The organism is Parabacteroides sp. AD58 (assembly GCF_023744375.2).
Taxonomy (GTDB): Bacteria; Bacteroidota; Bacteroidia; order Bacteroidales; family Tannerellaceae; genus Parabacteroides; species Parabacteroides absconsus.
In genome coordinates this window covers 1,843,208-1,869,841 of the sequence record NZ_CP146284.1, presented here as the reverse complement: position 1 = coordinate 1,869,841, position 26,634 = coordinate 1,843,208, and the positions used below count along the sequence as shown (strand labels likewise).

Sequence of the window (26,634 nt, the reverse complement as noted above, 5' to 3'; positions counted from 1 at the left end):
CTGCCACATAACCCGGCTCAAAAAAGTCAGTATTCTGACACTAACGGGAATTAAATCGAATACCAACAAATTAATTGCAACAAAGTTATGAATAAAAAGTTGATCAAGGTATCAAATGCCTTGTTGTTAACCGAATTTAAGCACATTTTTAAACTAATGAAGTTAACCTCATTATTTGGAGTATTATGTGTCTCTTCGGCCTTTGCAGTAAATGTAAATTCACAAAGTCTGAGGGTTAATATCTATGCAAATCAGAAACAGGCGAAAGATGTTATCAAGCAAATCGAAGAGCAGACAGATTATTTGTTTGTCTATAATCATGACAAAGTAAATCTGAACAACACTGTGACGATCCAGGTAAACAACGAAACGGTTGCCGAAGTGTTAAATCAAATGTTCGCTGGAACAGACATTGTTTATGCCATGCAGGGGAATAATATCCTGTTGATGCAGAAAGATGCCGTGGTTCAACAATCCGGAAAAGTTGTAACCGGGACCATCGTTGATCCATCCGGTATGCCTGTTATCGGAGCTAATGTAATGGTTAAAGGAACAACCAATGGAACCATTACCGATATGGATGGTAAGTTTTCATTGGAAGTAGAAGAAGGAGCTACCTTACAAATCTCTTATATCGGTTATGCGAACCAAGAAATTAAAGTTGGAAATCAAAAAACATTGTCCATCACATTAAAAGAAGACGCTGAGGCTTTGGATGAAGTTGTAGTTGTGGGGTATGGAACACAGAAAAAGGTGAATTTGACTGGGGCGGTAAATGTTATATCTGATAAGGATTTAAAGGATCGTCAGTCTTCAACTGTTTCACAACTGTTGCAGGGGGCATCTCCTGGTCTTGATTTTGACATAGGAACACAGGATGGTTTTGAACCGGGAGCTACGATGAATATCTCTATTCGCGGAATGGGTTCATTGAATGGTGGCTCACCTTATGTTGTAATTGATGGTTTTCCTGGTGACTTGAATAACTTGAATCCAGATGATATAGAGTCTATCTCGGTCTTAAAAGACGCTGCGGCATCCGCTATTTATGGAGCAAGAGCGCCCTACGGAGTGATATTGGTCACTACGAAGAAAGCTAAAAAAAACGAGAAAGTGAGTGTCTCTTATACGGGAAATTTGATTGTTAAGACTGCTCAGAAACTTCCGGAAAGCTTGGATTCTTACACTTGGACACGTATCTTGAATGAGGCAGGTGATAATATGGGAGGGCATCCGTTTAGCGATGAGACGATAGAACGGGTAATCGCCTTTCAAAAAGGAGATTTTGAGTATATTAAGAATTCAATTCCGGATTGGCCGGCGGAAGCTACTCATTTTGGAGCGATGCCTGAAGGCGATGTTTGGAATAATGCAAATTTGAATTACGCGAATACGGATTGGTGGGACATCTATTTTGGAAATAGCGTGAACCAGAAACATGATATCTCTTTGCAAGGAGGCTCGGATAAGGTATCGTATTATTTCTCGGCAGGCTATGTGGATGATAATAGTGTGTTGAATTTTGGTACAGACTATTTTAAACGAATCAATACGCTTGGGAAAATAAATGTCTCTATTACCGATTGGTGGGATTTTGGTTATGAGAGTCGATTTACAAAGAAGATTAGAGAAAAACCTAATATGACAAAAGAAGGAGATTATTCGTTCATGTATCGTCATATTTCTAGGAATTATCCAATTACCCCTTTATATGATGGTTATGGTAATTATATGTTTGAATCTCATATTCCTTCCATAGAATCGGGTACGGATAAACAAGATGATATAGATTTATGGAATATTTTTCTAATGGAAATTCGCCCTTTGAATGGTTGGAAAATAAATGCAGATTTTGCTTATAATACTTATAACCAAGAAATTTCAGAAGTAGAGAAATCTATAATTATATATGACATCAATAACAAGCCGTATGTACATGGTGTTAGTATTCCGAACAATTTAACGAGAAGAAAGTATATAAAGAAATATTGGACAACTAATATTTATTCTTCTTATAATTTTAATATTAAAGAGGAGCATGATTTTACAGTTTTAGTTGGTATGCAGTTTGAGAAGGGAAATGAATCTTGGTTACAAGGTTATAAAACTGATTTGATATCAGAAAATGTCCCTTCTTTTCCTACAGCTACTGGTGATGCAGTATTGACTGAGGCCTTAGCACATAACGCTACGGAGAGTTATTTCGCCCGGTTGAATTATAATTATAAAGAGAGGTATTTATTTGAGGCGAATGTTCGGCGGGATGGTTCTTATGTATTCCGAAATGGCAGACGTTGGGGAACTTTCCCTTCTTTCTCCGTGGGATGGAATTTACATAATGAGCCTTTTTGGGAAAATGTAGGACGGTATGTGAATTCGACAAAAATCCGTGCCTCTTGGGGACAGTTAGGAAACCAGAATATTAGTCCGTACAGTGATTTGGCGTTGATGCCAATATCCGCAGATAAATTGAATTGGATATTTGGATATGGCTCTACACGGCCTATGGGATATACTTCAGCTCCAGCTTTGATTAATAGGAACTTGACATGGGAGACCGCTACGACAACCAATGTCGGTTTGGATTTATCATTCTTGGATAATCGGTTAAGTACTACTGCCGATTGGTTTGAGCGGCGGACTACCGATATGGTTGGACCAGCGGAGGCTGTACCCGGCGTGATTGGAGCGGATGTGCCTAAGGAGAATAACGCTACGTTACGAACCCGGGGTTGGGAGGTTAGCTTGAATTGGAAGCATGCGTTGGCGAATGGTCTGTCTTATAATATCGGTGTAAGCTTATATGACTATCGCTCTGTCGTTACCAAATATTTCAATCCTACGGGAACACTATCAACTTGGTATGAAGGCGCAGAGGTTGGTGATATTTGGGGATATACCGTGTATGATCTGTACCGGACGCAAGAGGAGGTGGATTCTTACGTATCCAAGGTGGATTTGACCCATATCGCGGCGAACTGGAACACGGGAGATTTGAAATACGAGGATATTAATGGGGATGGTAAAGTAAATAATGGAGCTAATACGATAGGAGATCATGGGGATATGTCCATTATCGGGAATGATCAGCCCCATTATCAATATACGATTAGCGGAGGTGTATCGTATAAAGGTTTCGACTTCTCCATGCTTTGGCGAGGTGTGGCTAAGAAGGATATGTATTTCTATCGTATGTCGAATATCTTCTGGGGATTTACTAATGGTTGGTGGGAGTCTTGCCTGAATCCGGATCATTTAGATTATTTCAGGGATCAGCCGGGAACGAGATATAGTGGTTTATATGAGGGCGATGCGAATATAAATACGGACGCTTATTGGCCGCGTCCTTATTTGAATGATACGGAGGAGGCTAAAAATAAGAATCACGCGAATACCAGATATTTGCAAAATGCGGCTTATTTGCGTTTGCAAAATGTACAGTTGGGCTATAGCTTCCCGAAGAGTATCACCTCGAAACTTCATTTACAAAAGCTCCGGATTTATTTTTCGGGAGAGAACCTGCTTACATTCTCTAAATTGCCAAATGGTATAGACCCCGTTGCTCCGGTAGGTTTTCCGGAAGGAGGTTCTGGAAACTATATGGGGACTGCAGGCTCTGGACGTTTAACGTATGGAGCTGACCGAATCTATTCCGTGGGTTTAACAGTGACTTATTAATTAATTAATTTGTAGAGTTATGAAAAGAATCTTATTATCTATATTTTTGTTAGGAGCCTTCTGCTCTTGTGAGGATTTTATAGATTTGCAGCCGTTGGATCAAGTTACGATGGATGATTATTGGAGTACTGCGACAGAGTTGGAGTATTATACGAGGCAGTTTTATCCGGCTTTTTGTTCTCAATCGCAGATGTTGGATATGGCTTTCGATAGTGACGATATGATCAATGGTAGTCCGAGTGTTATATTAGATGGTACTCGGACCAAAACTACTGGTAGTTGGATGGGAGAATGGGCGAATATCCGTAAAGTGAACCTTTTTTTCGAGAATTATTCAAAATGCGAGAGCGCTTATAAGGATTATAAACAATATTTAGGAGAGGCTTATTTCTTTAGGGCTTGGTTTTATTTTGATTTGTTAAAGAAATATGGCGATATACCTTGGTATTCCAAAGTGATAGAGTTAGAGGATCAAGAAGCATTGATGCATCCCCGGGATTCGCGAATATTGATCGCCGATTCTATTATATCTGATTTGGACAATGCGATTGCACATCTTAATTTAAGGAAGGATGTAGGAAATAATCGAATTAATAAAGAAGCGGCATTAGCTTTTAAAACAAGGGTTGCTTTATATGAGGGGTCTTGGCAAAAGTACCACGCTAATACGGCGTTTGGAACATCGGATGCTGATCCTAATAAATATTTTAGGGCTTGCATAGAAGCGGCCGAGGAATTAATGCGGGGTGATTATCAGGTAGGACTGTATAGTACAGGTAATACGGAAGACGATTATTTTCATCTTTTTGGATTTGATAATATGTCGGATGTCAATGAGGTGCTTTTATACAAAGCATTTAATGCGACAGAGGGTGCTGGTAATAAAACTCAAAGTTATGTCACCTATAATAATGAGTCCAAGGGAATAACTTGGGATTTAGTTACCTCTTATTTAGATAAAAATGGCGATCTGTATGACTATTTGAATGTGGCGGAAAGTGTAAAAGGGAATGATTTCCTAACCAAAATTGCAGAAGATTGTGATCCTCGATTGAAATCAACGATCTGGATACCAGGAGATTTAATGGCAGCTGAAACTGGGGCTTATTTTACGGGTCCTACAATTGACGGGGGCGCTTTGCAGTTATGTACAACCGGATTTCAGGTAAAGAAGACGGCTAATCCAGAATCTCAAGCTGCGGGAAGGTCTTGGGAAGTTCAAAGCGAGACAGGATTGATAATCTTACGTTATGGTGAGGTACTATTGAATTATGCGGAGGCTAAATATGAATTGGATAAGGTGGTCTCTTATGATGTGTTAAACTTACTGCGTCAGAGAGTGGGTATGCCTGATTTTAAGATCCACTCACAGAGCTTGGACAAAAATTGGGTGGATTATGGGTACCCGGTGTCGGATGAGCTTTATGAGATCCGGAGAGAAAGACGTGTTGAATTAGCATTGGAGGGACAAAGGGACGAAGATTATATGAGATGGGCCGCTTGTGCCTTATTTAAGAATAAACGTCCGAAAGGTTATCCCGTGGATTTGAACCAATATCCAGACTTCGCCTCGAAAGTTGATGAGAATGGATTGCTTGATTATTTTAAAACTGTTATTCCGGATGGTTATCAGTTTCGGGAGAATCAAGATTATTTGTGGTCGATTCCACAAGATGAATTAACACTAAATCCAAATTTGAAACAAAATCCTGGCTGGTAAATTTTAATAAAAATATTATGAGAGAATGTAATGTATTTTGTGCTACTTTGTTAACATTAGCATTAGTAAGCCTTGGCATAAAGGCAAATAGCAAAGAAAATGGAAGTATAGAGCCTTTGAGAAGAACTTCCGAATACACAGTAGCTGCCTACATCTGGCCATCGTGTCATGACGACCCGATGGGTAGAGAGGTGCTGTGGCCGGATGGTACGGGTGAATGGGAGATTATCAAGAAAGGAAATCCCCGATTTCCGGGACATTATCAGCCGAAGGTCCCGTTGTGGGGATATGAATTGGATAATGACCCGAAAGTAATGGAGCGTTGGATTGATTTGGCTACTGATCATGGGGTAAATACTTTTATCTTTGATTGGTATTGGTTTAATAACGGACCATTTCTGGAAAGTTGTTTGAATGACGGATTTCTGAAAGCGCCGAATAATCGGAAGATGAATTTCTATATTATGTGGGCCGATCATGATGTGGCCCGTAATTATTGGAATGTGCATCGGTATAAGGATGATGATTCCCGGTTGTGGAACGGAGCTATTGATTGGCCTAACTTCAAGATAGTGGTACAGCGGGTGATAGAGCAATATTTCAAACAGCCTAATTATTATAAGATAGAGGGTGAACCGGTATTCTCTGTTTTCAGTGTGGATAATTTGATCAAGACGTTCGGCTCTTTGGAAGAAACCCGTAAAGGACTGGATTATTTCCGGGCAGAAGTGAAAAAAGCCGGTTTCCCCGGTTTACATATTCAGTTAATGACGGGAGGAGAACCGAATGATAATTTCTTAAACCAGATAAAGGTTTTAGGAATTAGCAGCTTGACTTTGTATAACTGGGGCGGACCGCATCCGGAAGATTATATCCAATGGGGCACCGAAGCTTTTGAACGTCTGGAGAAATGGAGTGAGGCTGTTTCCATCCCTTATTTCCCGAATGCCTCTATAGGTTGGGATGATACGCCACGTTTCCCTCATAAGACGCAGAAGGATGTGGTTCATTTTAACCAGTCGCCCAGATCGTTTGCTGCCTTTCTACAAAAAGCGAAGGAATATTGTGACAATCATCCCGAACAGCCCAAGCTGATCACCATTTATGCATGGAATGAGTGGGTAGAAGGTGCTTATCTCTTGCCGGATGTAAAGTATGGCTTTGATTACATCCAGGCGGTTAAAGAGATTATGGTCGATAAGCAGTATGAAGTGTATAAGAAAAAATGATATTATGCCAGGCTTTCTAAAAGTCTTGATAGTATCTTCATATACATTTGCGGCTCTTCCTTCCTCAACCAACAACCGGTGTCGCTGTGCATGTCTCCGCCTACCGGCAGACAGAGGCTGAGGCAAGGATAACTCCGATCGTCGGGGGATTGTTTTTCTCCATAAATCCAGGTTTCATCAGGCAGGGCGTCGTGCAGGAAGACACAGGGCTGTTCTGCCTCCTGGATGGAAGAGATGAGTTGATAGGCGGTGAGGAGATCGAAGCCACGGTCGTTTTCGATCGTGAAGGAAACAGCGTCGTCCCAGCCTTCGTTTGTTACATCGAGAACCAGAATGGCTTGCGGATGCCAGGTCTGCTGGTGAAACCAGCGCTTGACTTCCTGAGCTCCTCTGGATTCGATCTCTTCATCTCCGGTAAAGGCGATCAGCACAAGGTCGCCTATTTTGTTTTCCAGCATCAACTGGACTAAGGCTGTATTGGTGGCGCTGTTGTCGAATGTGCCTTTCCAACAGCTATCGGATTCTTCACAGAAACAACGGTCGTATACCGTATCGATGTGAGAGGAAACGAGCAATTGGGCTTTTGCCGGAGTAACATCTTTCTTTCCGTAGATGATGGACAGTTTCCCTTCATACAATACCTCATAAGGAGAATGTTGCAGCAGACTCTTGATTTGTTCCAACCGCCGGGTTTGTGTAAATATTTCTCCGTTGTCTTTACTTTCTACTGTCAGTAAAGGTAATAATTCAGAATAGGTCATAAGACTGTTTTTATCGGTTCAACAGATGTCGGATGGCTGCTATCGGATGATACAGAAGCATACGTGGACCGCTGAATCGCATGACTTCCCGCATCTTTTCCCGCATGGCTGGTTTATAGCAGTGAATCGGGCATTTCTCGCAGGAGGTTTTGTTTTCTCCAAACGGACAATGCTCTAATCGGGAGTAAGCATAATCGAGTAAAGCTTGGCAACTTGGGCATAATTCGGTATTACCTTCTTTCTTCTGGCAATATAATTTAACCATGATGGTAACTATATGTTTTTCTTTCTTAATTCTCGACATTTTTGCCATACAGTAATAAATGCTGTCTGTTAAATCTTCTCTATCTTTGCTGCAAAATTAGAAAACCTTATGGCTTCTTCAAAAGAAATGACGGCTGGAAAGCCGTTGACGCTCATTTTTAGTTTTACATTGCCTTTGCTGCTGGGAAACTTATTACAGCAGACTTATTCTCTGATTGATGCGGCAATCGTTGGAAAGTTTTTAGGTATTAATGCGTTGGCCTCCGTTGGAGCCAGTACTTCTGTCGTTTTTCTGATATTGGGTTTCTGTAACGGCTGTTGTTGCGGTTTCGGTATTCCGGTCGCACAGAAGTTCGGTGCACGTGATTATGAGACGATGCGCCGTTATGTGGCTGTCAGTCTGCAGCTGGCTGTTGTCATGTCTATATCCATTGCTGTCATTACCAGTCTTTTCTGTTCGAATATTCTGCGCATTATGCAGACGCCTGAGAATATATTTGAAGATGCTTACCTGTATTTGCTGGTGACGTTTATCGGTGTGCCGTGTACCTTCTTTTATAATCTGCTGGCCAGTATTATCCGGGCTTTGGGCGACAGTAAGACGCCTTTTTATTTTCTGATATTCTCTACCGTACTCAATGTCTTGTTGGATTTGTTCTGTATTCTGATCTTAGGCTGGGGCGTATTGGGCGCAGGTATTGCTACGGTGATAGCTCAAGGTGTTTCAGCTGTTCTGTGTTATTTTTATATGTACCGTCATTTCCAGATTATCCAGGGAGATAAGAATGATCGGAAATTCCGTCCGAGACTGGCGGGGAATTTATTGGGAATCGGAGTGCCGATGGGATTGCAGTTCTCCATTACGGCAATAGGAAGTATCATGTTGCAGAGTGCGAACAATGCGTTGGGAACAGCTTGCGTGGCAGCCTTTACGGCGGCGGCTCGTGTGAAGATGTTCTTTATGTGTCCGTATGAAAGTTTAGGTATTGCCATGGCGACTTATGTGGGGCAGAACTATGGGGCCGGCAAGCCTGAGCGTGTCTGGCAAGGAATTAAGTCGAGTGTGGGCATGATGCTGATCTATGCAGTGTTTACCTTTACCGTATTGATGCTGGCTTCAAAGCAAGTCTTGTACTTGTTTGTTGATCCGGGTGAGACAGAGATTCTGAAAGATGCCATGCTTTACTTGCATGTGTCTGCCATCTTCTTCCCATTAGTCGGTCTTTTGTGTATTTTGCGTTATTCCATCCAAGGCGCCGGATTCACGAAACTGTCTATGTTCTCAGGTGTAGCAGAAATGATCGCCCGTATATTAGTCAGTTTGTTAGCTGTTCCGGTTTGGGGTTATACGGCGGTTTGTTTAGGCGATGCCACAGCCTGGCTGTTTGCCGACTTGTTCTTGGTTCCTGCATTTTACTATGTATATCAAAAGATTAAGCAGATAAAGCCAGTCTGATTAAATATACGCCGGCTTTTCATGAAAACGAGGGTGTGTCGTAATACGCGATTCACCCTCTTTTCTTTATCAACGATAAGAGCGTAGTTAACTTTTTCAGGCAGCGATATTCTGAAGATAATCTCGATTATTTTGTTCCCAATAGCTTAAATGAGCGGTAATAAGGCCGTAAAGGTGTTTAATTGGCCAATTTATACCCTCTTTATTCATCTTGGTACACATCTTTTTTATATTGAAGGCGATGGCCAGGAAGGAAAAGTCCATGAGAACCTTGTCCTTTCCAAAATGACGGAAGCGCTTGTAGTTCATGTTGAATTTTATCTGTCCAAATACAGCTTCCGGTTCTATGCACCTTTGCCCTCTGTGTTTCAGCCCTTCTTCGGAACAGAGAAGTTCCCGGGCTTTCTGTTTGTATATCCAGAGTCGGTGATTCAGTTCTATCGTCCTGTTTCCTTTAGCTTTAAAACACAGACATCTTAACGGACATCCTTCGCATCTGACAGCCCTATACCTGGCATATTCGACTACATATCCGGATTCGGTTTTCGTATGCCTGGTGCCTGCCCTCTGCATCTTTTGTCCCATTGGACAGACACAGTAATCCTGTTCTTCATTGTAGAAAAAGTTTTCGGCTTTAAAAGGATTCGGTTTAAATCTTGGCCGCTGCTCCATGTGGAAATAATTGTATTTGACGTATGCTTCCATCCCGTTTTCCGACATAAAGTGGTAATTCTCTTCTGATCCGTAACCGGAATCAGCAACCACCGTATGAGCCAACTGGCCGTATCTGTCGGCAAAGGACTTCAGGAAGGGAATCATCGTCAAGGTGTCAGTCGGATTCGGGAAAAGAGAATAATCGATAATGAATTGATTTTCCGTAGCAATCTGAAGATTATATCCGGGTTTTGTCTGACCGTTGCGCATGGCATCCTCCTTCATTCTCATAAAGGTGGCCTCTTTGTCTGTCTTGGAATAAGAGTTGCGGTCCTGAAGATTGTCCAGATGGTTATTGTATTCCTGAAGCTTATCTCTATGTGCTTCCAGTTCTTTCAGCTGCCTGCGTTTCTTTCTCAGTGCAGATTTCTGCTCTTTCGTGGATGGTTCTGAAGCCTGTTCAAGGGCATTGCGTAATTCTCCTGCCATTTCTGTCAGCATGGAAGGGGAAAACTCAATTTCCTCGTTGTTTTCCGAAGCTTTTTCCTGAGCGATGACGTCATCTATTTGGCTTAACAAAACACTGATTTTCTTCATCAGTCGTTCACGGTTTCGCTCAACGCTCTTCCGCCATACAAAAGTATATTTGTTGGCCTTGGACTCAATCTTTGTTCCGTCAATATATTCCACATTCAGACTGATGAAACCTTTGGATGAAAGCAGAAGTACGGTTTGGGTAAACACTTCGTTAATTTCCTTCTTCACCCGGTTACGGAAACGGTTGATAGTAATGAAGTCCGGTTTCTCATAACCGGCTAACCATATGTAATGGATATCACGACGAAGATGCTTTTCTATTTTCCGGCAGGAGTATATATTGTTCATATAGGCATACAAGATAACCTTTAGCATCATCTTGGGATGGTAAGGACTACGGCCGTATTCTTTGTATAACTTCCTGAAACCTTCAAGATTCAGGCTTTCAACCAAAGCGTCAACCATGCGTACAGGATCGTTTTCTGCAATATCTTCATCGATTCTTTGCGGAAAAAGTACCGTTTGGTTGGGAGTGTATGGACGAAAATGTATCTTTGTCATATGTGTAAATCTTTATGCTTAAAGATACAAAATCTTTAGGTAATAACAAAGCCCCAGCTTGTGAAAGTCGGGGCTTTGTGCTAAAAAAGAAGGTGTGCTTTTTGACACACCTTCGTATTAAGACAAAACCTACGAGGAATGCAAATGATTCTCGTAGGTTTTATAATCGATCTTCGTTTATTTTGAAATGAGAGGATTCAAACTTCTATTTTATAGTTTAGTCTTCCGTTTCGGAGAACCATGCCAGGAACATCCTAAGCAGAATACTTCTGATAAGTCAAATCCTTCGGTTGATTCATCCGGGTTCTTGGGAATAACCTGTCCGTCGGCAGTGACATAAACCAGCCGGCGTTCGCCTGCTTCATTCTTTACGTACATGGCGGCGATCTTGCATTGCGGGCACAGTAATTTACGCATAGTTGTCAAAATTTATTTCTTAAATACCAGATAAACGGCTGCTACCAGGAATACGAAAGCCAGGGCATGGTTCCATTTAAAAGACTCACCTTTGAAGGCAATGGTGCTGAATACAACGAATACCACCAACGTGATGACTTCCTGAATGACTTTCAGTTGAATCAGACTGAACGGACCTCCGTTGTCGCGGAAACCGATACGGTTGGCTGGAACCTGGAAGCAATATTCAAAGAAGGCTAAGAACCAGCTGAAGAGGATAACACCTATCAGGGGTAAGTGTTCGAACCAGCTGAATTGTTGTTTCATTTTCAGATGCCCGTACCAGGCACATGTCATGAAGATGTTGGAAATAATCAACATCGCAATGGTTTGTAATGCTTGGAAATTCATATTTATTGTTTATTTCTCTGAGGTAAATAATCCGTTTGTATGTTGGTCATGCTTCCCCACAAACTATACCGGGCTTCGGGATTGATTTCTTCCATGCGCCGGAGCAAGTCTTTCATCTCACTTCGGCTCGAAGCTGTTTCGTAGGGACAGTTCTTGATCTGTTTCTGATACGAGCGCCATGCTGCTACGGCGGTCAGTTCTTTTTCGCTGACCAGGCAGAGCGGACGGATGATTTCCATCTCAAACTTATTCATTTTCAGTTTAGGCGGCATAGTTCCGAAAGCGCCCTGATGAATCAGGTTCATCAAAAGGGTTTCCAGAATATCATCCTGATGATGCCCTAAGGCAATCTTGTTGCATCCGTGGGCTTTGGCTATTTCAAACAAAGCCTTGCGCCGCATCCATGAACAAAGAAAGCACGGTGATTTCCGTTTGTCGGTCGAGGCATCGAAACTGGTTTCATGCAGGACGAAGGGAATATCATACTGGGCGGCCATCCGGCGCAGATAGTCGGTGTCGGAACTGTATGGAATGTTCGTCATGACGATGTGTGCAACTACCAGCGAGAACTTCGGCTGGAAGATACGCGAACGTCGTCCAAGGAATTCCACCAGAGCCAATGAATCCTTTCCTCCCGACAAGCCAATCAATATTTTATCTCCTTCGGCTATCAACTGATAGTCCCGGATTGCCTTTCTGATTTTCTCTTCCACTTTCAGAAAGAGCTGTTCTTCTTCTGTTCGTTTTGCCATATTTCCAAATAACGGCACAAAGATAGAATAAAACACAATTTTATGATTATCTTTGAAGCTGGAATCTATTATAAAAAAGAGAATAAAGAGATGAAACCGTTCGTAACAAAACTGCTTTATACTTTGGGCGTGACTGTCGTTTGCGGTCAGTTGCAGGCTCAGAGTCTGGATCAGGCAAAGAAATTATACAATGAAGGACAATACGCCGAAGCAAAACCCGCTTTTGAGAAACTGGTCAAGCAATCCCCGAGTAATTCGTCATATAATCTCTGGTATGGAGTGTGCTGCTATGAAACGGGTGATCTGGCAGCTGCCGAAAAGTCTCTCTCCTTCGCTGTGAAACGCCGGGTAATAGAAGCCTATCGCTATTTGGGAGAAGTCTATTTCAAAACCTACCGGTTTGAGGATGCCGTAGATATGTACGAACAGTATATCGAATGGCTGGAGAAAAAGAAACGGGAGACGGAATCTGCCGAATTGCGCCTGGATATCCTGCAGGACGCGAAACGCATGATGGATAAGGTAGAGAATATCCAGATTATTGACAGTGTGGTGGTGGATAAGGATGACTTCCTTTCGGCTTATACCTTGAGTGAAGAGAGCGGACGGCTGATGAGTTACGAATCGTTCTTCAAGAAACCGGGTGTTTCATCTTCGGTCTATATGAACCAGAAAGGTGACAAGGTGTATTATGCGCACCCGACAGATGAAAATCATTATTGTCTCTATACGCAGTCTCGTCTGCTGGACCAGTGGGGCGACGAGAAACAGTTGCCGATGAATGTCAACAGCACGGCCGACGATAACTATCCGTTTGTTCTTCCCGACGGAGTAACTCTTTATTATGCTTCCCAGGGAAATGATGCGTTGGGCGGTTATGATTTGTTTGTGACCCGTTATAACATGAATTCGGACTCATACTTGGCTCCCGAACGGCTGGGCATGCCTTTTAATTCACCCTACAATGATTATATGATTGTGTTTGATGAAGTAAAAGGACTGGGCTGGTTTGTTTCAGACCGTTTTCAGCCGGAAGGACAGGTCTGTGTCTATCTGTTTATTCCGAATGAGAATCACGATCGGGTAGAAACAGAAGACGTGGAAGTAAAGCGTTCCAGAGCGGCTGTTCGCTCAATACGCGATTCGTGGGTAGCCGGTGAAGATTATTCCAAGCTGATCCAGCTGGCACATCAGGAAATCCCTTATGGAAAGAAAGAAATTGAGAAAGATTTTGATTTTGTCGTACAAGATAACAGAATCTATTATACATGGGATCAAATAAAATCTCCGGAAGCTAAGTCAATTTATCAGAAAGTTGTATCTTTAAAGCAGCAGATTGCTTCGGATGAGAAAAAGCTGGATGCTCTGCGCCTGGATTATTCGAAGAATCCGGGGAAACGGGAACAGCTGAAGACGCGTATCTTGGATCTGGAAGCTAAGCTCGAGGCGGCTGTTCCACAAGTAAAGGAACTGGAAAAGCAGGCCCGGAATGCTGAAGTCCGTTATCTGAAGAAGTAAAAAACAGGCGTATAATATGAATATGTAACAAATAGATACAACTATGATCACTCAACTGATTATTTTAGCATTCGTCATGCTGGCAGCCGTTATCTTAGGTCTGGCAGAGATATTTTTCTTGCCGGGATTGACGTTGGCCGGGATTGGTGGTGTATTGTTTGCTACCGGAGGCTTGTATTGGGCATACAGTATGGGGATGCTTGTCGGGAATGTAACGCTGATTGCTTCTGCCGTCGTTTTCGTCATCGGTTTTGTCTGGCTGATGCGTTCCCGTTCACTGAATAAATTGGCTTTGCATACAGATGTAGATTCGCGTTTGGAATCCAGTCGCGATCTGGGAATCAAGGAAGGCGATGAAGGCATTACGCTTTCTCGTCTGGCTCCGATTGGGAAAGCTCAGTTTGGTACGGTTTCGGTAGAAGCGAAGTCGGAGACCGAGTTTATCGACGAAAAGACACCTGTAGTGATTGTCCGTGTGGAAGGTTATCATGTAATCGTCCGACGGAAATGATAGCTTATAAATGTTTAAATTATATACGATGATGGACACAACATTTCCTTTAGTGGTAGCAGGAGCGGTCGTTCTGCTGCTGATCATTTTCTTTTACTATGTGCCGTTCCTGCTGTGGATTTCGGCGAAAGTATCAGGGGTAAATATCTCTTTGCTCCAACTGTTCCTGATGCGAATCCGTAAGGTTCCGCCTTATGTAATTACCCAGGCGATGATTGAAGCTCACAAAGCCGGATTGAAAACGCTTACCCGTGATGAGCTGGAAGCACACTATTTGGCAGGTGGTCATGTGGAAAAGGTAGTGCATGCCCTGGTTTCGGCTTCGAAGGCCAATATCGAACTGACCTTTCAGATGGCAACGGCCATTGACCTTGCTGGTCGAGATGTATTTGAAGCCGTACAGATGTCGGTTAATCCGAAAGTAATTAATACGCCTCCGGTAACGGCTGTGGCTAAGGATGGTATTCAGCTGATTGCCAAAGCTCGTGTGACGGTGCGTGCGAATATCAAGCAGTTGGTGGGTGGTGCCGGCGAAGAGACTGTGCTGGCCCGTGTAGGTGAAGGCATCGTTTCGTCAATCGGTTCTTCCGAATCCCATAAATCGGTATTGGAAAATCCGGATTCCATTTCGAAGTTAGTGTTGCGGAAAGGTCTGGATGCCGGAACTGCCTTTGAGATTCTTTCCATTGATATTGCTGATATTGACATAGGTAAGAATATCGGAGCCTATCTGTTGATGGATCAGGCACAGGCCGATAAGAATATTGCGCAGGCCAAAGCCGAGGAACGTCGTGCGATGGCTGTTGCTTTGGAACAGGAAATGAAGGCGAAAGCACAGGAAGCTCGTGCCAAGGTAATCGAGGCCGAAGCTGAAGTACCGAAAGCGATGGCAGAAGCCTTCCGTTCAGGTAATTTAGGCGTAATGGATTACTACCGGATGAAGAATATCGAAGCCGATACTTCCATGCGGGATGCAATTGCAAAGCCGTCTTCAACGGGTTCATCCTCTAAACCTTTGAAAGAATGATAGCGTCATCCGAATTAGTCATTAATGCAGATGGAAGTGTTTTTCATCTGCATGTCAAGCCGGAACAACTGGCCGACCGGGTTATCCTGGTAGGTGATCCGGCGCGTGTTTCGCTGGTCGCTTCTTTCTTTGATACAAAAGAATGCGAAGTGTCGAGCCGGGAATTTCATACGATTACGGGAACGTATCGGGGAAAGAGAATTTCGGCTGTCTCTCATGGCATCGGAACGGATAACATCGATATTGTTCTGACCGAACTGGATGCTCTGGCTAATGTGGATTTCAAGACGCGTACTGTAAAGCCGGAGTTCCGCCAGTTGTCACTGGTGCGCATTGGTACGAGTGGCGGTTTGCAGCCATTTACTCCGATAGGCTCGTATGTGGCTGCTGCCAAATCCATCGGCTTTGACGGTGTATTGTATTTCTATGCCGGAAATGAGAAAGTACGGGATCTGGCTTTTGAACAGGCTTTATTAAGTCAGCTGGACTGGAAACTGGATCGGATCAAACCTTATGTGGTTTCGGCGGATACTTCATTGATAGAACAGATCTGCCAGGATGATATGATTCATGGGGTGACAATCGCGGCCAACGGTTTCTATGGTCCGCAAGGACGCCGGGTTCGTCTGGGACTGGCTGATCCGGATTTGAATCATAAGATCGAATCTTTCTGTTGGGAAAAGTACCAGATCACTAATTTCGAGATGGAAAGCTCATCCTTGTCTGGATTAGCATCCTTGATGGGACATCGGGCTATGACCGTCTGTTGTATTATAGCCGATCGTCTGGGTGGAAATATGAATACGCAATATAAAGATTTAATGCCGGATCTGATTCAGAAAGTCCTGAATCGGATTTGATTGCCAGCGATGCACAACAGGTTTGGGGAAAATCCTGTTGTGCATGAAGCCTGGCTTTTCTCTTCTTATTCCTTCAGAAAACCCTGTCGAATGCTTTGGGTAAAAGATTCTGTTACATCAATCAGTTGTCTGCATTTTATTCCTGTTCTTTTTCTTCTTTTTGGCATCTTCCAGATCCCGGATGATTGTCATATCCATGATATCGCTGTAAACCTCTGTTGTGCGGATACTCTGATGTCCGAGCAGCTTTTGTACAGTAGTCAGCTGTACTCCGTTATATAATAATAAGGTAGCACAGGTATGCCGTGCCGTATGAAATGAGATGTGTTTATTTGCATGAGCTTTTTTGGCCACCATTTTCAATTGTTTGTTGGTTGCAGAGTTGCTGGTTGTAGAAAGTCCGAATAATGAAGTCTTGAAATTAAGATGACCATATTTCTTGTAAATCCCGACTGCTTTTCCGTCGAACAGCATGTATATGGGTAATTTGATGTGTACGCCCGTCTTCAGACTTTTAAAGATTAACCACCATTTTCCGTCAATAAGTTGGAAATTCTCTTGTCGGAGCCGGGTGATGTCTGAGAAACGGAGACCTGTATAACAACTGAACAGAAACATATCCCGGCAGCGGTTGATGCCTCTGTAGTTTCGGGAAGGAAGAGCTTCTATCTTCTTAAGTTCATCGGGCGTGAGATGATTACGGGTAGAAGCCTGTGTTTTGATCTTGTACCTGCGGAACGGATATTGCTTCGGATTGATCAGATCTTTGTTGATGGCGGTGTTGATGTGCCGCTTCAACTGCTTCAGGTGCTTGGCAATGGTATTCTTGTGGTAAGCAAGAGACTCCATGTACGCCTCGAAGTCACAGACAAACTGATAATTGATGTCATTAAAGCTGATACTTGGTTTGAATCGCCTGAGAAGGTTGATGGTCGATTCATGATTCTTTCGGGTCGATTCTTTCATCTCATGGCTGGTGATTTCCTGTTTGATGAAGGCAATGAATGACTTGTCTTTCTCATTCTCCGCGTAATTGGCTGGAGTGGAGTCAAACGGGCTGGACGAACGGTAGAAGGTGTAACAAATGTCTGTTACTGAATACTGTATATTTCCCATACTATTAAATTTTAAGGAGAAGAGACGTTTCTTCTCTTTGGTTAGAATGGGTTTAGTAATCAAAAAGATTATTCTTACAGCTGGGAAAGCTATAAGAATAATCTTTTTTATAGATGTTTAACCAGCTTAAATGTCTGGTTAACACAGGCCGGCAATTCATGCGGATAGTGTGTTACATAGATCAGCGTCTTGCCCGGGCGTTCACAGAACTGCTCAATGATGGCTGCGGCTCGTTTCTTATTGCTGACATCCAGTCCGTGCAGCGGTTCATCCAGGATAATCAGATCCGGGTCTTTTACAAAGGCTCGTGCCAGTAAAGCCAGTCGCTGTTCACCCGACGATAAGGTCAGGAAAGAACGGTCTTTCAAGTGTTCGATGCCGAATACCCGCATCCATTTCAAGGCTCCTTCGTTCTGCTCTTCATTGCATTTCCGGAACAGACCGATTGAATCGAAATAACCGGAACCTACAATCTGGAGTGTCGGAACATTCTCCATATAATACAAATGCATCTCCGGAGAAACATATCCGATCCGTTTCTTGATTTCCCAGATACTTTCGCCTGAACCTCTTTTCTTGTCGAATAGGTAGAGCGTATTGGCATACGATTGTGGATTATCGGCATAGACCAGACTTAGTAAGGTAGATTTGCCGGCGCCGTTCGGACCAAACAAGGCCCATTTTTCGCCGTTCCGCACTTCCCAGTCCAGGTCTTTCAGGATTGTCCGTTTCCCGTAGCGGATACATACGTGTTCCATTCGGAAAGTGACTTCGTGGGTGGCTGGCTGTTTGTTCTTGTCGACCGGAAGTTCGATGTTCTTCCAATCTTGTTCCGGGAATAACTGCTGGATGAAGTCGGTATCTGCCAGAAAGGCTTCCCGGGTCATGGGCGGATAACATTTCTTCCCGGCAACGGGCAATACATGCGTAATCATATCCGGAATATCAGCCGGATTAGATAAGAGCAGAATGACTTGTACGCCGTGCAGTTTCGACAGCTGTCCGAGCATATCTACCAGCAGGTCGCGTGACGGAGCATCCAGTCCGATAAATGGATTGTCGAGGATTAATACTTCCGGGCGGCTTAACAGTGTGCGGACGATCAGGAATTTCCGGAGTTCTCCGCTTGAGAGGTAAATCAGTTTCTTGGGCAGCAGGTCTTCGATGCCGAAGATATGCAGGACTTCTTTCAGATTGTCGGTCCCTTCGTATTCAGATAATGTCTCGGCAACGGTAGGAACATCATCTGCTTCGGTGGCATGCCAGCGTTGCTGGTAATAGCTGTTCCGGCAGTCGGCCAGCGAATAAATGTCTTTGAACGCAATGCTTTTGATGATGTCGCTGACTTTCCCTTCCCGGTTGTAGCGTACTTCTCCTTCCCGAAAGGCGAACTTGCGCTGCATGATGTCGGCGATCAGCGTCTTTCCGCCACCATTCGGACCAATTACGGCCCATTGTTCTCCTTCGCAGATCCGCCATTCAACGGGATCGGCAAAACGAAGCTCGGGCAGTCGGGTGACTACTTGACTGATATGAACAATTTCTTTTTCCATACGAATGGTTAATGAACGCGGGTTCCTGTATTCTTGTGTATTTCGGAAGCTTGGGTGATAATGACTTGTTTCACTCCGGCATCAATGGCCTGGAATGCGTTTTCCAATTTAGGAATCATACCGCCTTGGATGATGCCTTCGTCTACATATTTCTGGAAAGAAACGCGGTCGATTTCAGGAATGACGCTCTCGTCGTCTTGCTCATTTAGTAAAACGCCTTTCTTTTCGAAGCAGAACATCAGCGTTACGTCAAAGTATTTGGCTAAAGCCTTGGCAGCTTCGCCGGCAATGGTATCAGCGTTGGTGTTGAGCATGTGCCCTTGTTTGTCGTGTGTCAGCGGAGCCAGTACCGGGACGATACCTTGTTTGATCAGTGAAGCCAGTACATCGGCGTTGACTTCTTTGACATCGCCCACAAAACCATAATCTACATCTTTTACCGGGCGTTTGTATGAGCGCATGATGTTCATGTCGGCACCGGTCAGCCCTAAGGCATTGACTTGTAATGCCTGGAGTCCGGCTACAATATTCTTGTTTACTAATCCGCCGTACACCATCGTTACGACTTTCAGCATCTCAGCATCCGTGATGCGTCGTCCGTTTACCATCTGGCTCTCGATGCCCAGCTGTGAAGCTATCTTGGTAGCCGAGCGTCCTCCTCCGTGAACCAGAACTTTGTAGCCGTCAATGGAAGAAAAATCACGGAGCAATTGTTGCAGCGTATCGGGTTCTTCCACGATTTTACCACCTACTTTAATCAGGGTTAATTTTTCCATTGTGAAAATATTTTGTAAGATTTTTGCCCCAAAGGTAAGAAAAAAAGAAAGAAATCTCTATATTTGCACCGTCTTGCGGCAGTAGCTCAGTTGGTAGAGCATCAGCTTCCCAAGCTGAGGGTCGCGGGTTCGAGTCCCGTTTGCCGCTCTATTCAGTGAATAAGCAGTTATCTATGATTAGGTAGCTGCTTTTTTTATGGACTAAACTTTAGCGGATAGAAGTTTGAAATCCGTTTGGAAGTAGCTTTATCACAGTTGTCGAAAAGCTTTATCACAATTGTCAAAAAGCTTTTTCATAGATATGGTAAAGCTTTACGACATCTGTCAAACAATTAAAAGCTCGTAGCTTTTATACTGATTTGCAGGGTGAATCGCTTGCTATGCTATTTAGAAGAATGGAGAAACGTCTTTGTTAAAGATTCTATTTGATGTTCGTATTAGCTTAAAAAATGTACCTTTGCGAATTAGAAATAATAAAGAGTGTGTGTATGAAGAATTTATTGTGTAATGCTATTTTACTATTTGGTTTAAGTTCAAATATTATGGTACAGGCAGAATCAAATCCATTTTTTGGAAAATACAAAACTCCGTTTGAGACGCCTCCATTCGACAAAATTAAGACGGAACACTATGAACCGGCTTTCAAAAGAGGCATCGCTGAGTTAAAGGAAGAGGTTGATAAGATTGCCAATAACGCCGAACCCGCTACATTCGAGAACACAATTGTGGCATTGGAACGGAGCGGTGAATTATTGAGCCGGGTGAGTGGCGCCTTCTTCAATGTGTTGAGTGCAAACGCCAATGACGAGATGATGGAAATCTCTCAGCGAATTTCTCCTGATCTGACGGAAAGTTCGAATAATATTTATTTGAACGAAAAGCTTTTTGCCCGTGTTAAGGCCGTTTATGACCAGCGTCAGTCGTTGAATTTATCCATCGAAGATGCCCGCTTATTAGACGAAACCTATCGGGCCTTCCAGGAAAGCGGAGCCACCTTGAGTGCAGAAGATAAAGAGAAATACCGGGCTTTGAGTACGGAGCTGAGTCTGTTGTCTTTGCAGTTCGACCAGAATGCGCTGAAAGACCAGAACCGGTTTGAGATGTTGCTGACTGACGAGAAAGATATCGCCGGCCTGCCGGAAAGTATCCGTGAGGCAGCCGCTCATCTGGCTAAGGAGAAAGGAAAAGAAGGCTGGTTGTTTACCTTAGATGCGCCGAGCTACGTGCCTTTCATGCGTTATGCCGATTCCCGCGCGCTGCGTGAAAAGATGTATCGTGCTTATATGAGTACAGGCAACAAAGGTGATGAATATGATAATAAGGAAATCATCCGGAAACTGGTGAACGGACGTTTGGCTCTGGCCCAGTTAATGGGTTATCCTAATTATGCCGCATTCGAGTTATCGCATAAGATGGCCAAGAATACGGATAATGTATATAAGTTGCTGAATCAGTTGCTGGATGCCTATAAGCCGGTAGCCATCAATGAATATAATGCGGTACAGGGATTTGCCATGGGAATGGAACAACAGAATATGCAAGTCATGCCTTGGGACTGGAGTTATTATTCAGAGAAACTGAAAGACCTGCGCTTTAAGGTGAACGACGAAATGACCCGTCCGTATTTCCAGTTGGAGAATGTCAAGAAAGGTGTATTCGGACTGGCTACCCAGTTGTATGGCCTGACATTCAAGGAAAACAAGAAGATCCCTGTTTACGACAAAGAAGTACAGGCTTATGAAGTGTATGATGCGGAAGGCAATTTCAAGGCTGTGCTGTATACCGATTTCTTCCCGCGCGAAGGAAAACAGTCTGGTGCCTGGATGAATGGCATCCGCTCACAGTACCGCGATGCGAAAGGCAAGGATGTTCGTCCACAGATCATCATTGTCATGAACTTCACCCGTCCGACTGATACGAAACCTTCTCTGCTGACTTTCGATGAGGTTGAAACCCTGTTGCATGAGTTTGGTCATGCCCTGCATGGTATCTGTGCCAACGGAACGTATGCAAGCCTTTCCGGTACGAGTGTTTATCAGGACTTTGTGGAACTGCCTTCTCAGATCATGGAGAACTGGCTGACCGAGAAAGAATATCTGGATCAGATTGCCGTTCATTACCAGACCGGCGAGAAGATACCGCAGGAGCTCGTACAGAAGCTGATCGATGCTTCCAATTTCAACACCGGATATGCCTGCTGCCGTCAGGTAAGTTTCGGTTTGCTGGATATGGCTTGGCATACAATTACGGAACCGTTCGAGGGCGATGTCGTAGCCTTCGAGAAGAAAGCCTGGGCTCCGGCTGCCGTTGTTCCGGAAGTTCCCGAGGCTTGCATGAGTACCAGCTTCGGTCATCTGTTTGCCGGTGGTTATGCAGCCGGATATTATGGTTATAAATGGGCAGAAGTGCTGGATGCAGATGCCTTCTCGGTATTCAAGGAAAAAGGAATTTTCAACAAGGAAGTAGCCAAATCTTTCTATGATAATATCCTCTCAAAAGGTGGAACGGAAGATCCGGCTGTCTTGTATAAACGATTCAGAGGACAGGATCCAACCATCGATGCCTTGCTAATTCGTAATGGTATTAAAAAATAAGCGGATAAAGAAGTAGCAGTTGAGGCAAATTGATTAATTTTGTGCCTTGATTGTTACGGTAGAATATGCAAAAGGCGTACCGGACAACAAACGGTACGCCTTTTTGGTTAAAAATATAAGACAATGATCAATAAGACAGACAAGCAACACGAACTGGACAAGCGGTATTTGCGCATGGCTTCTATCTGGGCTGAAAACTCATACTGCAAAAGAAGGCAGGTAGGAGCATTGATCGTAAAAGACCAGATGATTATTTCTGATGGGTATAACGGAACGCCTTCCGGGTTTGAGAATGTTTGTGAGGATGAAAACAATGTAACTCTTCCTTATGTATTGCATGCCGAGGCCAATGCCATTACGAAAGTGGCTGCTTCGTCGAATAGCAGTAAAGGGGCTACGATTTACGTAACTTCGGCTCCGTGTATAGAGTGCTCTAAGCTGATTATACAGTCGGGAATCGTCCGGGTAGTTTATTCGGAAAAGTATCGGACGGAAGAAGGATGTGATTTATTGAAGAAGGCAAATATACAGGTTGATTATATAGACTTAAACGAATAAAGGACACGTCTTATGGACAAAAACAAGCGAATGACTATCTGGTTGCCGGTGATTATTGCAGCCAGTATCGCGTTGGGTATATTTATTGGTAATTATTATTGGCTCTCTAATCAGGGACGGAAAAGACATTTTCTGTCGGGCAACAAGATTGATGCCATTCTTGACATCATAGAAGAGCAGTATGTCGATACGGTAAATATGTCGGAGCTGATTGAAGGTGCTGTGCCGAAGATTTTCAGTGAGCTGGATCCGCATTCTGTTTATATCTCGGCAGAAGATGCTTCGGCTGTCTCGGAAGATCTGGAAGGTTCTTTCAGCGGTATCGGTGTTTCTTTCAATATGCAGACCGATACGATCCTGGTAACGGGCGTAGTTCCGGGCGGACCGTCGGAAAAGGCCGGACTGAAGCTGTTTGACCGTATTGTAACCATCAATGATTCGGTGTATGCCGGTATGAAAATGAACCCGGACAATGTGAAGAAGGTTTTGCGTGGTGCCAAGAACAGTACCGTTAAACTAGGTATCAAGCGAAATGATAATCCGGAATTGTTTTATGTTGAGGTAACTCGAGGTGATGTCCCGGTAAATACGGTTGATGTTTCGTATGTGGTAAGCGAAGGCATCGGATATATCAAAGTAAGCAAGTTCGGCCGCACGACCTATAATGAGTTTATCACGGCCATTGCCAAATTGAAACAACAGAATTGCCAGTCGTTTATTATTGACTTACGCGGAAACACGGGAGGATATATGGATGCAGCCATCAATATGGTGAATGAATTCATGCCGGAAGGCCGCCTGATTGTGTATGCAGAAGGAAAAGCTTTTCCCCGTTTTGATTCGTATGCAAACGGAACCGGAACGTGTAAAGAGAATCCGGTTGTCATTCTGACGGATGAAATTTCGGCTTCGGCCAGCGAGATTGTCTCCGGAGCTATTCAGGATAATGACCGCGGATTGATTATTGGCCGGCGTACTTATGGAAAAGGACTGGTTCAGTCGCCGATTAAACTGAATGACGGTTCTGAAATTCGCCTTACAGTGGCCCGTTATTATACACCTTCAGGACGATGCATTCAGAAGCAATATAAATTAGGGGAGGCAGAAGACTACGATCAGGATATTTACAACCGCTACATGCATGGTGAATTTGATTCGGCCGACAGTATAAAACTGGATGCTTCGTTGCAGTACCAGACCGTGGGTGGCCGTACGGTTTATGGCGGCGGCGGTATTATGCCGGATATCTTTATCCCGCGTGATACAAGCGGAATCACTTCTTATTTTTCGAATATCATCAATAGCGGTGTCTTGTATTTGTATGCGTTGGATTATTCGGATAAAAACAAGGAGAAATTCTCTTCCTTCAAGGATTATAAAGAATTGTGGGCTTACCTGAAACAGCAGCCGTTGGTTTCTAACTTCACCAATTATGCGGTTACACAGGGGATAAGGAAACGTCCGAACCTGATTGCTATTTCATACAAACTAATTGAGATACAGCTGCAGGCTTATATTATCCGGAACTTCTTTGAGGATGACGGCTTTTATCCGGTATTCTTGAGCGATGATATTACAATCAAGAAAGCGGTTGAGGTATTAAAATCCGGAAAAGCTTATCCGATTGCATTGGATACAGAAAAAAGCTTGTAGGCATGCACGAAGAGAAACAACAGCTGCGGCACGAAATAGCCCGGCAAAAGAAATTATATTCACCCGAACAGTTACAAGACTGGTCGGATCAGCTCATGAGCCTGTTGGAACAAACTGAATTGTTCCGGCAGGCTCATGCCGTTGCTTGTTACCATGCTTTGCCGGGAGAAGTACAGACGGCCGCTTTTCTCGAACGCTGGTACCGGAAGAAACGTCTGGCCTTGCCGGTAGTGCAGGGCAATGATTTATTACTCTTGCCTTATACCGGACCGGATTCTGTCAAGAAAGGTGCTTTCGGGATTATCGAACCCATTGTCACTCCGCAGTCTGTATCCATCGAAAAGGAAATTGATCTGATCATTGTTCCGGGCGTAGCATTCGACCGCCGATTAAACCGAATGGGGCGGGGAAGAGGCTTTTATGACCGTTTGTTGTCAACCTTGTCTGTTCCGAAGATAGGCATCGGGTATTCTTTTCAGCTGCGAGATCAAATTCCGGTAGAAGACTTTGATAAAAAGATGGATCTGGTGATTACCGAGCGCGAAATCATCGGATGACTAAGTCGAACAGATAGCCGGAACCTAACTCTTTATTGATGCTGTCTCTCAGCTTATCTTTGCAGAGCAGCAGTTCAGAGCGGAGTACAGCCGACTTCATATATACATATAAGATCCGGTCACGGATGTACATGTGGCTTGTATATTGTTGGGCCATCGGTCCTAATACTTTGGGCCATGTCCGTTCGATACGGGCTTCCATGATCTTTTCATAGATTTCCGGATTGTCTTCAAAGAAGTCGCGGAGTATTTCTCCAAGGGTTTGTACGTTGGTTCGTCTCATTTCATGCCTCTTTTAAGGGTTTAATGCAGCCTTGTTCCACTTCGAATAAGGCAAAATCATGATTCATGGTTTCCAGTATTTTATCCAGATACTTGCGGTTGGTATCGGTAATGAAGATTTGTCCAAACTGTTCATCACTGACCAGCCGGATAATCTGTGCGACACGTTCTGCATCCAGTTTATCGAAAATATCATCCAGTAACAGCAAAGGAGCTGTCGTTCCCTGTTGTGCGAGGAGCGAATACTGAGCCAGTTTCAAGGCAATGAGGTAAGTCTTTTGCTGGCCTTGCGAGCCGACGCGCCTGATCAGCGCATCATCCAGTTTCATTTCCAGTTCGTCCTTGTGAATTCCGGATGTCGTATAGCCGATCACCCAGTCTCTTTCCCGGGTGTTTCGTAACTTTTCCTCCAAAGGTGTCTCTTCCAATTGAGAGATATAATGCAGATTAACCGATTCGGCCGAGCAGCAGATCTGCTGGTGGAACTGGTTGAACAGAGGAACCAGCTTTTCTACCAATAGCTTTCTCTTCTGGAAAATCTGTTCTCCATACATTGCTAATTGCATTTCCAAGGCCTCAAACAAGGATGTATCCCGACTTTGTTCTTTCAGCAATGTATTCCGCTGCAAGAGGGCTTTGTTGTATTGGATGAGGGCATGCAGGTAATTTTTATCTTGCTGGGAAATGATCAGATCCATAAACCGGCGTCTTTCTTCACTTCCTCCTTGTATCAGTTCCGTATCGGCCGGCGAGATCATGACCAGAGGCAACAGACCGATGTGTTCCGACAGCTTTCCGTATTCTTTCTTGTTGCGCTTAAACTGCTTTCTCTGTTTATGCCGGATACCGCAAAACAATTCTTCCGTCCGTCCGTCGTAGTCATAGATGCCTTGCAGTACACACATGTCCTGATTATTCCGGATAATCATACTGTCGGGCGTATTGATGTGGCTTTTGCAGAACGACAGATAATAAATGGCATCCATGAAATTGGTTTTGCCCATTCCGTTTTTTCCGAAGAAGCAATTGATCTTGGGTGAAAAATCGACTTCTGCCTGGACTATGTTTTTGTAATTCAGAATAGAAAGCTGTTTCAGTACCATTGAATTGATTTTAGTGCTTACAAAAGTAAAAAATATACTTGTATATATCGATTATGTCGGCAAAAAAAACTACTTTTGCGCTTTGAAGCTAAAAAAGGCTTTGGGCA

The 26,634-nt window shown here is 43.7% G+C and carries 23 protein-coding genes and 1 tRNA gene; 13 read left to right on the top strand and 11 right to left on the bottom strand.

Annotated elements, in window-relative coordinates:
* Positions 1-156 precede the first annotated feature (156 nt).
* The 3 genes from NEE14_RS08185 to NEE14_RS08175 are packed head-to-tail and all read left to right on the top strand — an operon-like array spanning position 157 to position 6,627.
* Positions 157-3,678: a TonB-dependent receptor gene (locus NEE14_RS08185; RefSeq protein WP_251967791.1), complete on the top strand. Its 3,522-nt coding sequence runs from the start codon at positions 157-159 to the stop codon at positions 3,676-3,678.
* A 19-nt stretch (positions 3,679-3,697) separates the two neighbouring features.
* Positions 3,698-5,398, top strand: a complete 1,701-nt coding sequence (locus NEE14_RS08180; RefSeq protein ID WP_251967792.1) for a RagB/SusD family nutrient uptake outer membrane protein — start codon at positions 3,698-3,700, stop codon at positions 5,396-5,398.
* A gap of 17 nt (positions 5,399-5,415) precedes the next feature.
* Positions 5,416-6,627 carry a glycoside hydrolase family 99-like domain-containing protein gene (locus NEE14_RS08175; protein WP_251967793.1) on the top strand — a complete coding sequence of 404 codons (1,212 nt, stop codon included), beginning with the start codon at positions 5,416-5,418 and terminating at the stop codon, positions 6,625-6,627.
* 2 nt (positions 6,628-6,629) lie between these two features.
* Here the strand turns inward: NEE14_RS08175 and NEE14_RS08170 are convergent, their stop codons facing one another.
* A complete protein-coding gene (locus tag NEE14_RS08170; protein ID WP_251967794.1) occupies positions 6,630-7,388 on the bottom strand; it encodes a hypothetical protein in 759 nt (252 codons plus the stop codon).
* A gap of 10 nt (positions 7,389-7,398) precedes the next feature.
* Positions 7,399-7,701, bottom strand: coding sequence for a nitrous oxide-stimulated promoter family protein (locus tag NEE14_RS08165; protein WP_251967795.1), 303 nt, complete (start codon positions 7,699-7,701; stop codon positions 7,399-7,401).
* A 60-nt stretch (positions 7,702-7,761) separates the two neighbouring features.
* On the opposite strand from NEE14_RS08165, the gene NEE14_RS08160 reads away from it, so the two are divergent.
* On the top strand, positions 7,762-9,108 hold the full coding sequence (locus tag NEE14_RS08160) for an MATE family efflux transporter (RefSeq protein WP_251967796.1): 1,347 nt from the start codon (positions 7,762-7,764) through the stop codon (positions 9,106-9,108).
* Positions 9,109-9,204: 96 nt separating this feature from the next.
* On the opposite strand, the gene NEE14_RS08155 is transcribed toward NEE14_RS08160, so the two are convergent.
* The 4 genes from NEE14_RS08155 to NEE14_RS08140 all read right to left on the bottom strand — a co-directional run bounded on the left by NEE14_RS08155 (position 9,205) and on the right by NEE14_RS08140 (position 12,419).
* Positions 9,205-10,860 carry an IS1182 family transposase gene (locus NEE14_RS08155; RefSeq protein WP_338578715.1) on the bottom strand — a complete coding sequence of 552 codons (1,656 nt, stop codon included), beginning with the start codon at positions 10,858-10,860 and terminating at the stop codon, positions 9,205-9,207.
* A 210-nt stretch (positions 10,861-11,070) separates the two neighbouring features.
* Positions 11,071-11,277, bottom strand: coding sequence for a hypothetical protein (locus NEE14_RS08150; protein WP_251968698.1), 207 nt, complete (start codon positions 11,275-11,277; stop codon positions 11,071-11,073).
* A gap of 12 nt (positions 11,278-11,289) precedes the next feature.
* Entirely contained in the window at positions 11,290-11,667 is a 378-nt protein-coding gene (locus tag NEE14_RS08145; protein ID WP_251968697.1) for a DMT family protein, read from the bottom strand.
* 2 nt (positions 11,668-11,669) lie between these two features.
* Positions 11,670-12,419, bottom strand: coding sequence for a tRNA 2-thiocytidine biosynthesis TtcA family protein (locus tag NEE14_RS08140; RefSeq protein WP_251968696.1), 750 nt, complete (start codon positions 12,417-12,419; stop codon positions 11,670-11,672).
* Positions 12,420-12,509: 90 nt separating this feature from the next.
* On the opposite strand from NEE14_RS08140, the gene NEE14_RS08135 reads away from it, so the two are divergent.
* From NEE14_RS08135 to NEE14_RS08120, 4 genes are read left to right on the top strand one after another with little or no spacing between them, the layout of a single operon-like run.
* On the top strand, positions 12,510-13,937 hold the full coding sequence (locus tag NEE14_RS08135) for a tetratricopeptide repeat protein (protein ID WP_317259028.1): 1,428 nt from the start codon (positions 12,510-12,512) through the stop codon (positions 13,935-13,937).
* Between the two features lie 43 nt (positions 13,938-13,980).
* Positions 13,981-14,448 (top strand): NfeD family protein, encoded by a 468-nt coding sequence (locus NEE14_RS08130; RefSeq protein ID WP_251968694.1) that lies wholly within the window; start codon positions 13,981-13,983, stop codon positions 14,446-14,448.
* A 31-nt stretch (positions 14,449-14,479) separates the two neighbouring features.
* Entirely contained in the window at positions 14,480-15,475 is a 996-nt protein-coding gene (gene floA / locus NEE14_RS08125; RefSeq protein ID WP_251968693.1) for a flotillin-like protein FloA, read from the top strand.
* Positions 15,472-16,335 carry a nucleoside phosphorylase gene (locus tag NEE14_RS08120; RefSeq protein ID WP_251968692.1) on the top strand — a complete coding sequence of 288 codons (864 nt, stop codon included), beginning with the start codon at positions 15,472-15,474 and terminating at the stop codon, positions 16,333-16,335. The genes floA and NEE14_RS08120 overlap by 4 nt, the downstream gene beginning before the upstream one ends.
* 117 nt (positions 16,336-16,452) lie before the next feature.
* Here the strand turns inward: NEE14_RS08120 and NEE14_RS08115 are convergent, their stop codons facing one another.
* The 3 genes from NEE14_RS08115 to argB form a co-directional block, all read right to left on the bottom strand.
* Positions 16,453-17,451 carry a site-specific integrase gene (locus tag NEE14_RS08115; protein WP_251968691.1) on the bottom strand — a complete coding sequence of 333 codons (999 nt, stop codon included), beginning with the start codon at positions 17,449-17,451 and terminating at the stop codon, positions 16,453-16,455.
* 107 nt (positions 17,452-17,558) lie between these two features.
* The gene (locus NEE14_RS08110) at positions 17,559-19,004 is read right to left on the bottom strand and encodes an ATP-binding cassette domain-containing protein (RefSeq protein ID WP_251968690.1); all 1,446 of its coding nucleotides are present in this window, start codon (positions 19,002-19,004) and stop codon (positions 17,559-17,561) included.
* 8 nt (positions 19,005-19,012) lie between these two features.
* Positions 19,013-19,780: an acetylglutamate kinase gene (gene argB / locus NEE14_RS08105; protein WP_251968689.1), complete on the bottom strand. Its 768-nt coding sequence runs from the start codon at positions 19,778-19,780 to the stop codon at positions 19,013-19,015.
* Positions 19,781-19,855: 75 nt separating this feature from the next.
* On the opposite strand from argB, the gene NEE14_RS08100 reads away from it, so the two are divergent.
* From NEE14_RS08100 to NEE14_RS08080, 5 genes are all read left to right on the top strand, one after another.
* A tRNA-Gly gene (locus NEE14_RS08100) sits at positions 19,856-19,928 on the top strand.
* Positions 19,929-20,268: 340 nt separating this feature from the next.
* On the top strand, positions 20,269-22,374 hold the full coding sequence (locus NEE14_RS08095; protein WP_251968688.1) for a M3 family metallopeptidase: 2,106 nt from the start codon (positions 20,269-20,271) through the stop codon (positions 22,372-22,374).
* A 123-nt stretch (positions 22,375-22,497) separates the two neighbouring features.
* A complete protein-coding gene (locus tag NEE14_RS08090) occupies positions 22,498-22,932 on the top strand; it encodes a deoxycytidylate deaminase (RefSeq protein ID WP_251968687.1) in 435 nt (144 codons plus the stop codon).
* A gap of 12 nt (positions 22,933-22,944) precedes the next feature.
* Positions 22,945-24,585: a S41 family peptidase gene (locus tag NEE14_RS08085; RefSeq protein WP_251968686.1), complete on the top strand. Its 1,641-nt coding sequence runs from the start codon at positions 22,945-22,947 to the stop codon at positions 24,583-24,585.
* Positions 24,586-24,587: 2 nt separating this feature from the next.
* Positions 24,588-25,142: a 5-formyltetrahydrofolate cyclo-ligase gene (locus tag NEE14_RS08080; protein WP_251968685.1), complete on the top strand. Its 555-nt coding sequence runs from the start codon at positions 24,588-24,590 to the stop codon at positions 25,140-25,142.
* Here the strand turns inward: NEE14_RS08080 and NEE14_RS08075 are convergent.
* Positions 25,132-25,425: a DUF721 domain-containing protein gene (locus NEE14_RS08075; RefSeq protein ID WP_251968684.1), complete on the bottom strand. Its 294-nt coding sequence runs from the start codon at positions 25,423-25,425 to the stop codon at positions 25,132-25,134. The two genes, NEE14_RS08080 and NEE14_RS08075, sit on opposite strands and share 11 nt — an antisense overlap.
* Before the next feature lies 1 nt (position 25,426).
* The gene (recF, locus tag NEE14_RS08070) at positions 25,427-26,527 is read right to left on the bottom strand and encodes a DNA replication/repair protein RecF (protein WP_251968683.1); all 1,101 of its coding nucleotides are present in this window, start codon (positions 26,525-26,527) and stop codon (positions 25,427-25,429) included.
* Positions 26,528-26,634: the final 107 nt, after the last annotated feature.

Excerpts from the sequence above, each read along its gene's own strand:
- NEE14_RS08085 (WP_251968686.1), top strand. The coding sequence starts at position 22,945 with ATGGACAAAAACAAGCGAATGACTATCTGGTTGCCGGTGATTATTGCA.
- NEE14_RS08180 (WP_251967792.1), top strand. The coding sequence starts at position 3,698 with ATGAAAAGAATCTTATTATCTATATTTTTGTTAGGAGCCTTCTGCTCT.
- NEE14_RS08135 (WP_317259028.1), top strand. The coding sequence starts at position 12,510 with ATGAAACCGTTCGTAACAAAACTGCTTTATACTTTGGGCGTGACTGTC.
- NEE14_RS08120 (WP_251968692.1), top strand. The coding sequence starts at position 15,472 with ATGATAGCGTCATCCGAATTAGTCATTAATGCAGATGGAAGTGTTTTT.
- NEE14_RS08165 (WP_251967795.1), bottom strand. The coding sequence starts at position 7,701 with ATGGCAAAAATGTCGAGAATTAAGAAAGAAAAACATATAGTTACCATC.
- argB (WP_251968689.1), bottom strand. The coding sequence starts at position 19,780 with ATGGAAAAATTAACCCTGATTAAAGTAGGTGGTAAAATCGTGGAAGAA.
- NEE14_RS08145 (WP_251968697.1), bottom strand. The coding sequence starts at position 11,667 with ATGAATTTCCAAGCATTACAAACCATTGCGATGTTGATTATTTCCAAC.
- NEE14_RS08080 (WP_251968685.1), top strand. The coding sequence starts at position 24,588 with ATGCACGAAGAGAAACAACAGCTGCGGCACGAAATAGCCCGGCAAAAG.
- NEE14_RS08140 (WP_251968696.1), bottom strand. The coding sequence starts at position 12,419 with ATGGCAAAACGAACAGAAGAAGAACAGCTCTTTCTGAAAGTGGAAGAG.
- NEE14_RS08095 (WP_251968688.1), top strand. The coding sequence starts at position 20,269 with ATGAAGAATTTATTGTGTAATGCTATTTTACTATTTGGTTTAAGTTCA.
- NEE14_RS08115 (WP_251968691.1), bottom strand. The coding sequence starts at position 17,451 with ATGGGAAATATACAGTATTCAGTAACAGACATTTGTTACACCTTCTAC.
- floA (WP_251968693.1), top strand. The coding sequence starts at position 14,480 with ATGGACACAACATTTCCTTTAGTGGTAGCAGGAGCGGTCGTTCTGCTG.
- NEE14_RS08110 (WP_251968690.1), bottom strand. The coding sequence starts at position 19,004 with ATGGAAAAAGAAATTGTTCATATCAGTCAAGTAGTCACCCGACTGCCC.
- NEE14_RS08175 (WP_251967793.1), top strand. The coding sequence starts at position 5,416 with ATGAGAGAATGTAATGTATTTTGTGCTACTTTGTTAACATTAGCATTA.
- NEE14_RS08170 (WP_251967794.1), bottom strand. The coding sequence starts at position 7,388 with ATGACCTATTCTGAATTATTACCTTTACTGACAGTAGAAAGTAAAGAC.
- NEE14_RS08090 (WP_251968687.1), top strand. The coding sequence starts at position 22,498 with ATGATCAATAAGACAGACAAGCAACACGAACTGGACAAGCGGTATTTG.
- NEE14_RS08155 (WP_338578715.1), bottom strand. The coding sequence starts at position 10,860 with ATGACAAAGATACATTTTCGTCCATACACTCCCAACCAAACGGTACTT.
- NEE14_RS08075 (WP_251968684.1), bottom strand. The coding sequence starts at position 25,425 with ATGAGACGAACCAACGTACAAACCCTTGGAGAAATACTCCGCGACTTC.
- NEE14_RS08160 (WP_251967796.1), top strand. The coding sequence starts at position 7,762 with ATGGCTTCTTCAAAAGAAATGACGGCTGGAAAGCCGTTGACGCTCATT.
- NEE14_RS08185 (WP_251967791.1), top strand. The coding sequence starts at position 157 with ATGAAGTTAACCTCATTATTTGGAGTATTATGTGTCTCTTCGGCCTTT.
- NEE14_RS08130 (WP_251968694.1), top strand. The coding sequence starts at position 13,981 with ATGATCACTCAACTGATTATTTTAGCATTCGTCATGCTGGCAGCCGTT.
- recF (WP_251968683.1), bottom strand. The coding sequence starts at position 26,527 with ATGGTACTGAAACAGCTTTCTATTCTGAATTACAAAAACATAGTCCAG.
- NEE14_RS08150 (WP_251968698.1), bottom strand. The coding sequence starts at position 11,277 with ATGCGTAAATTACTGTGCCCGCAATGCAAGATCGCCGCCATGTACGTA.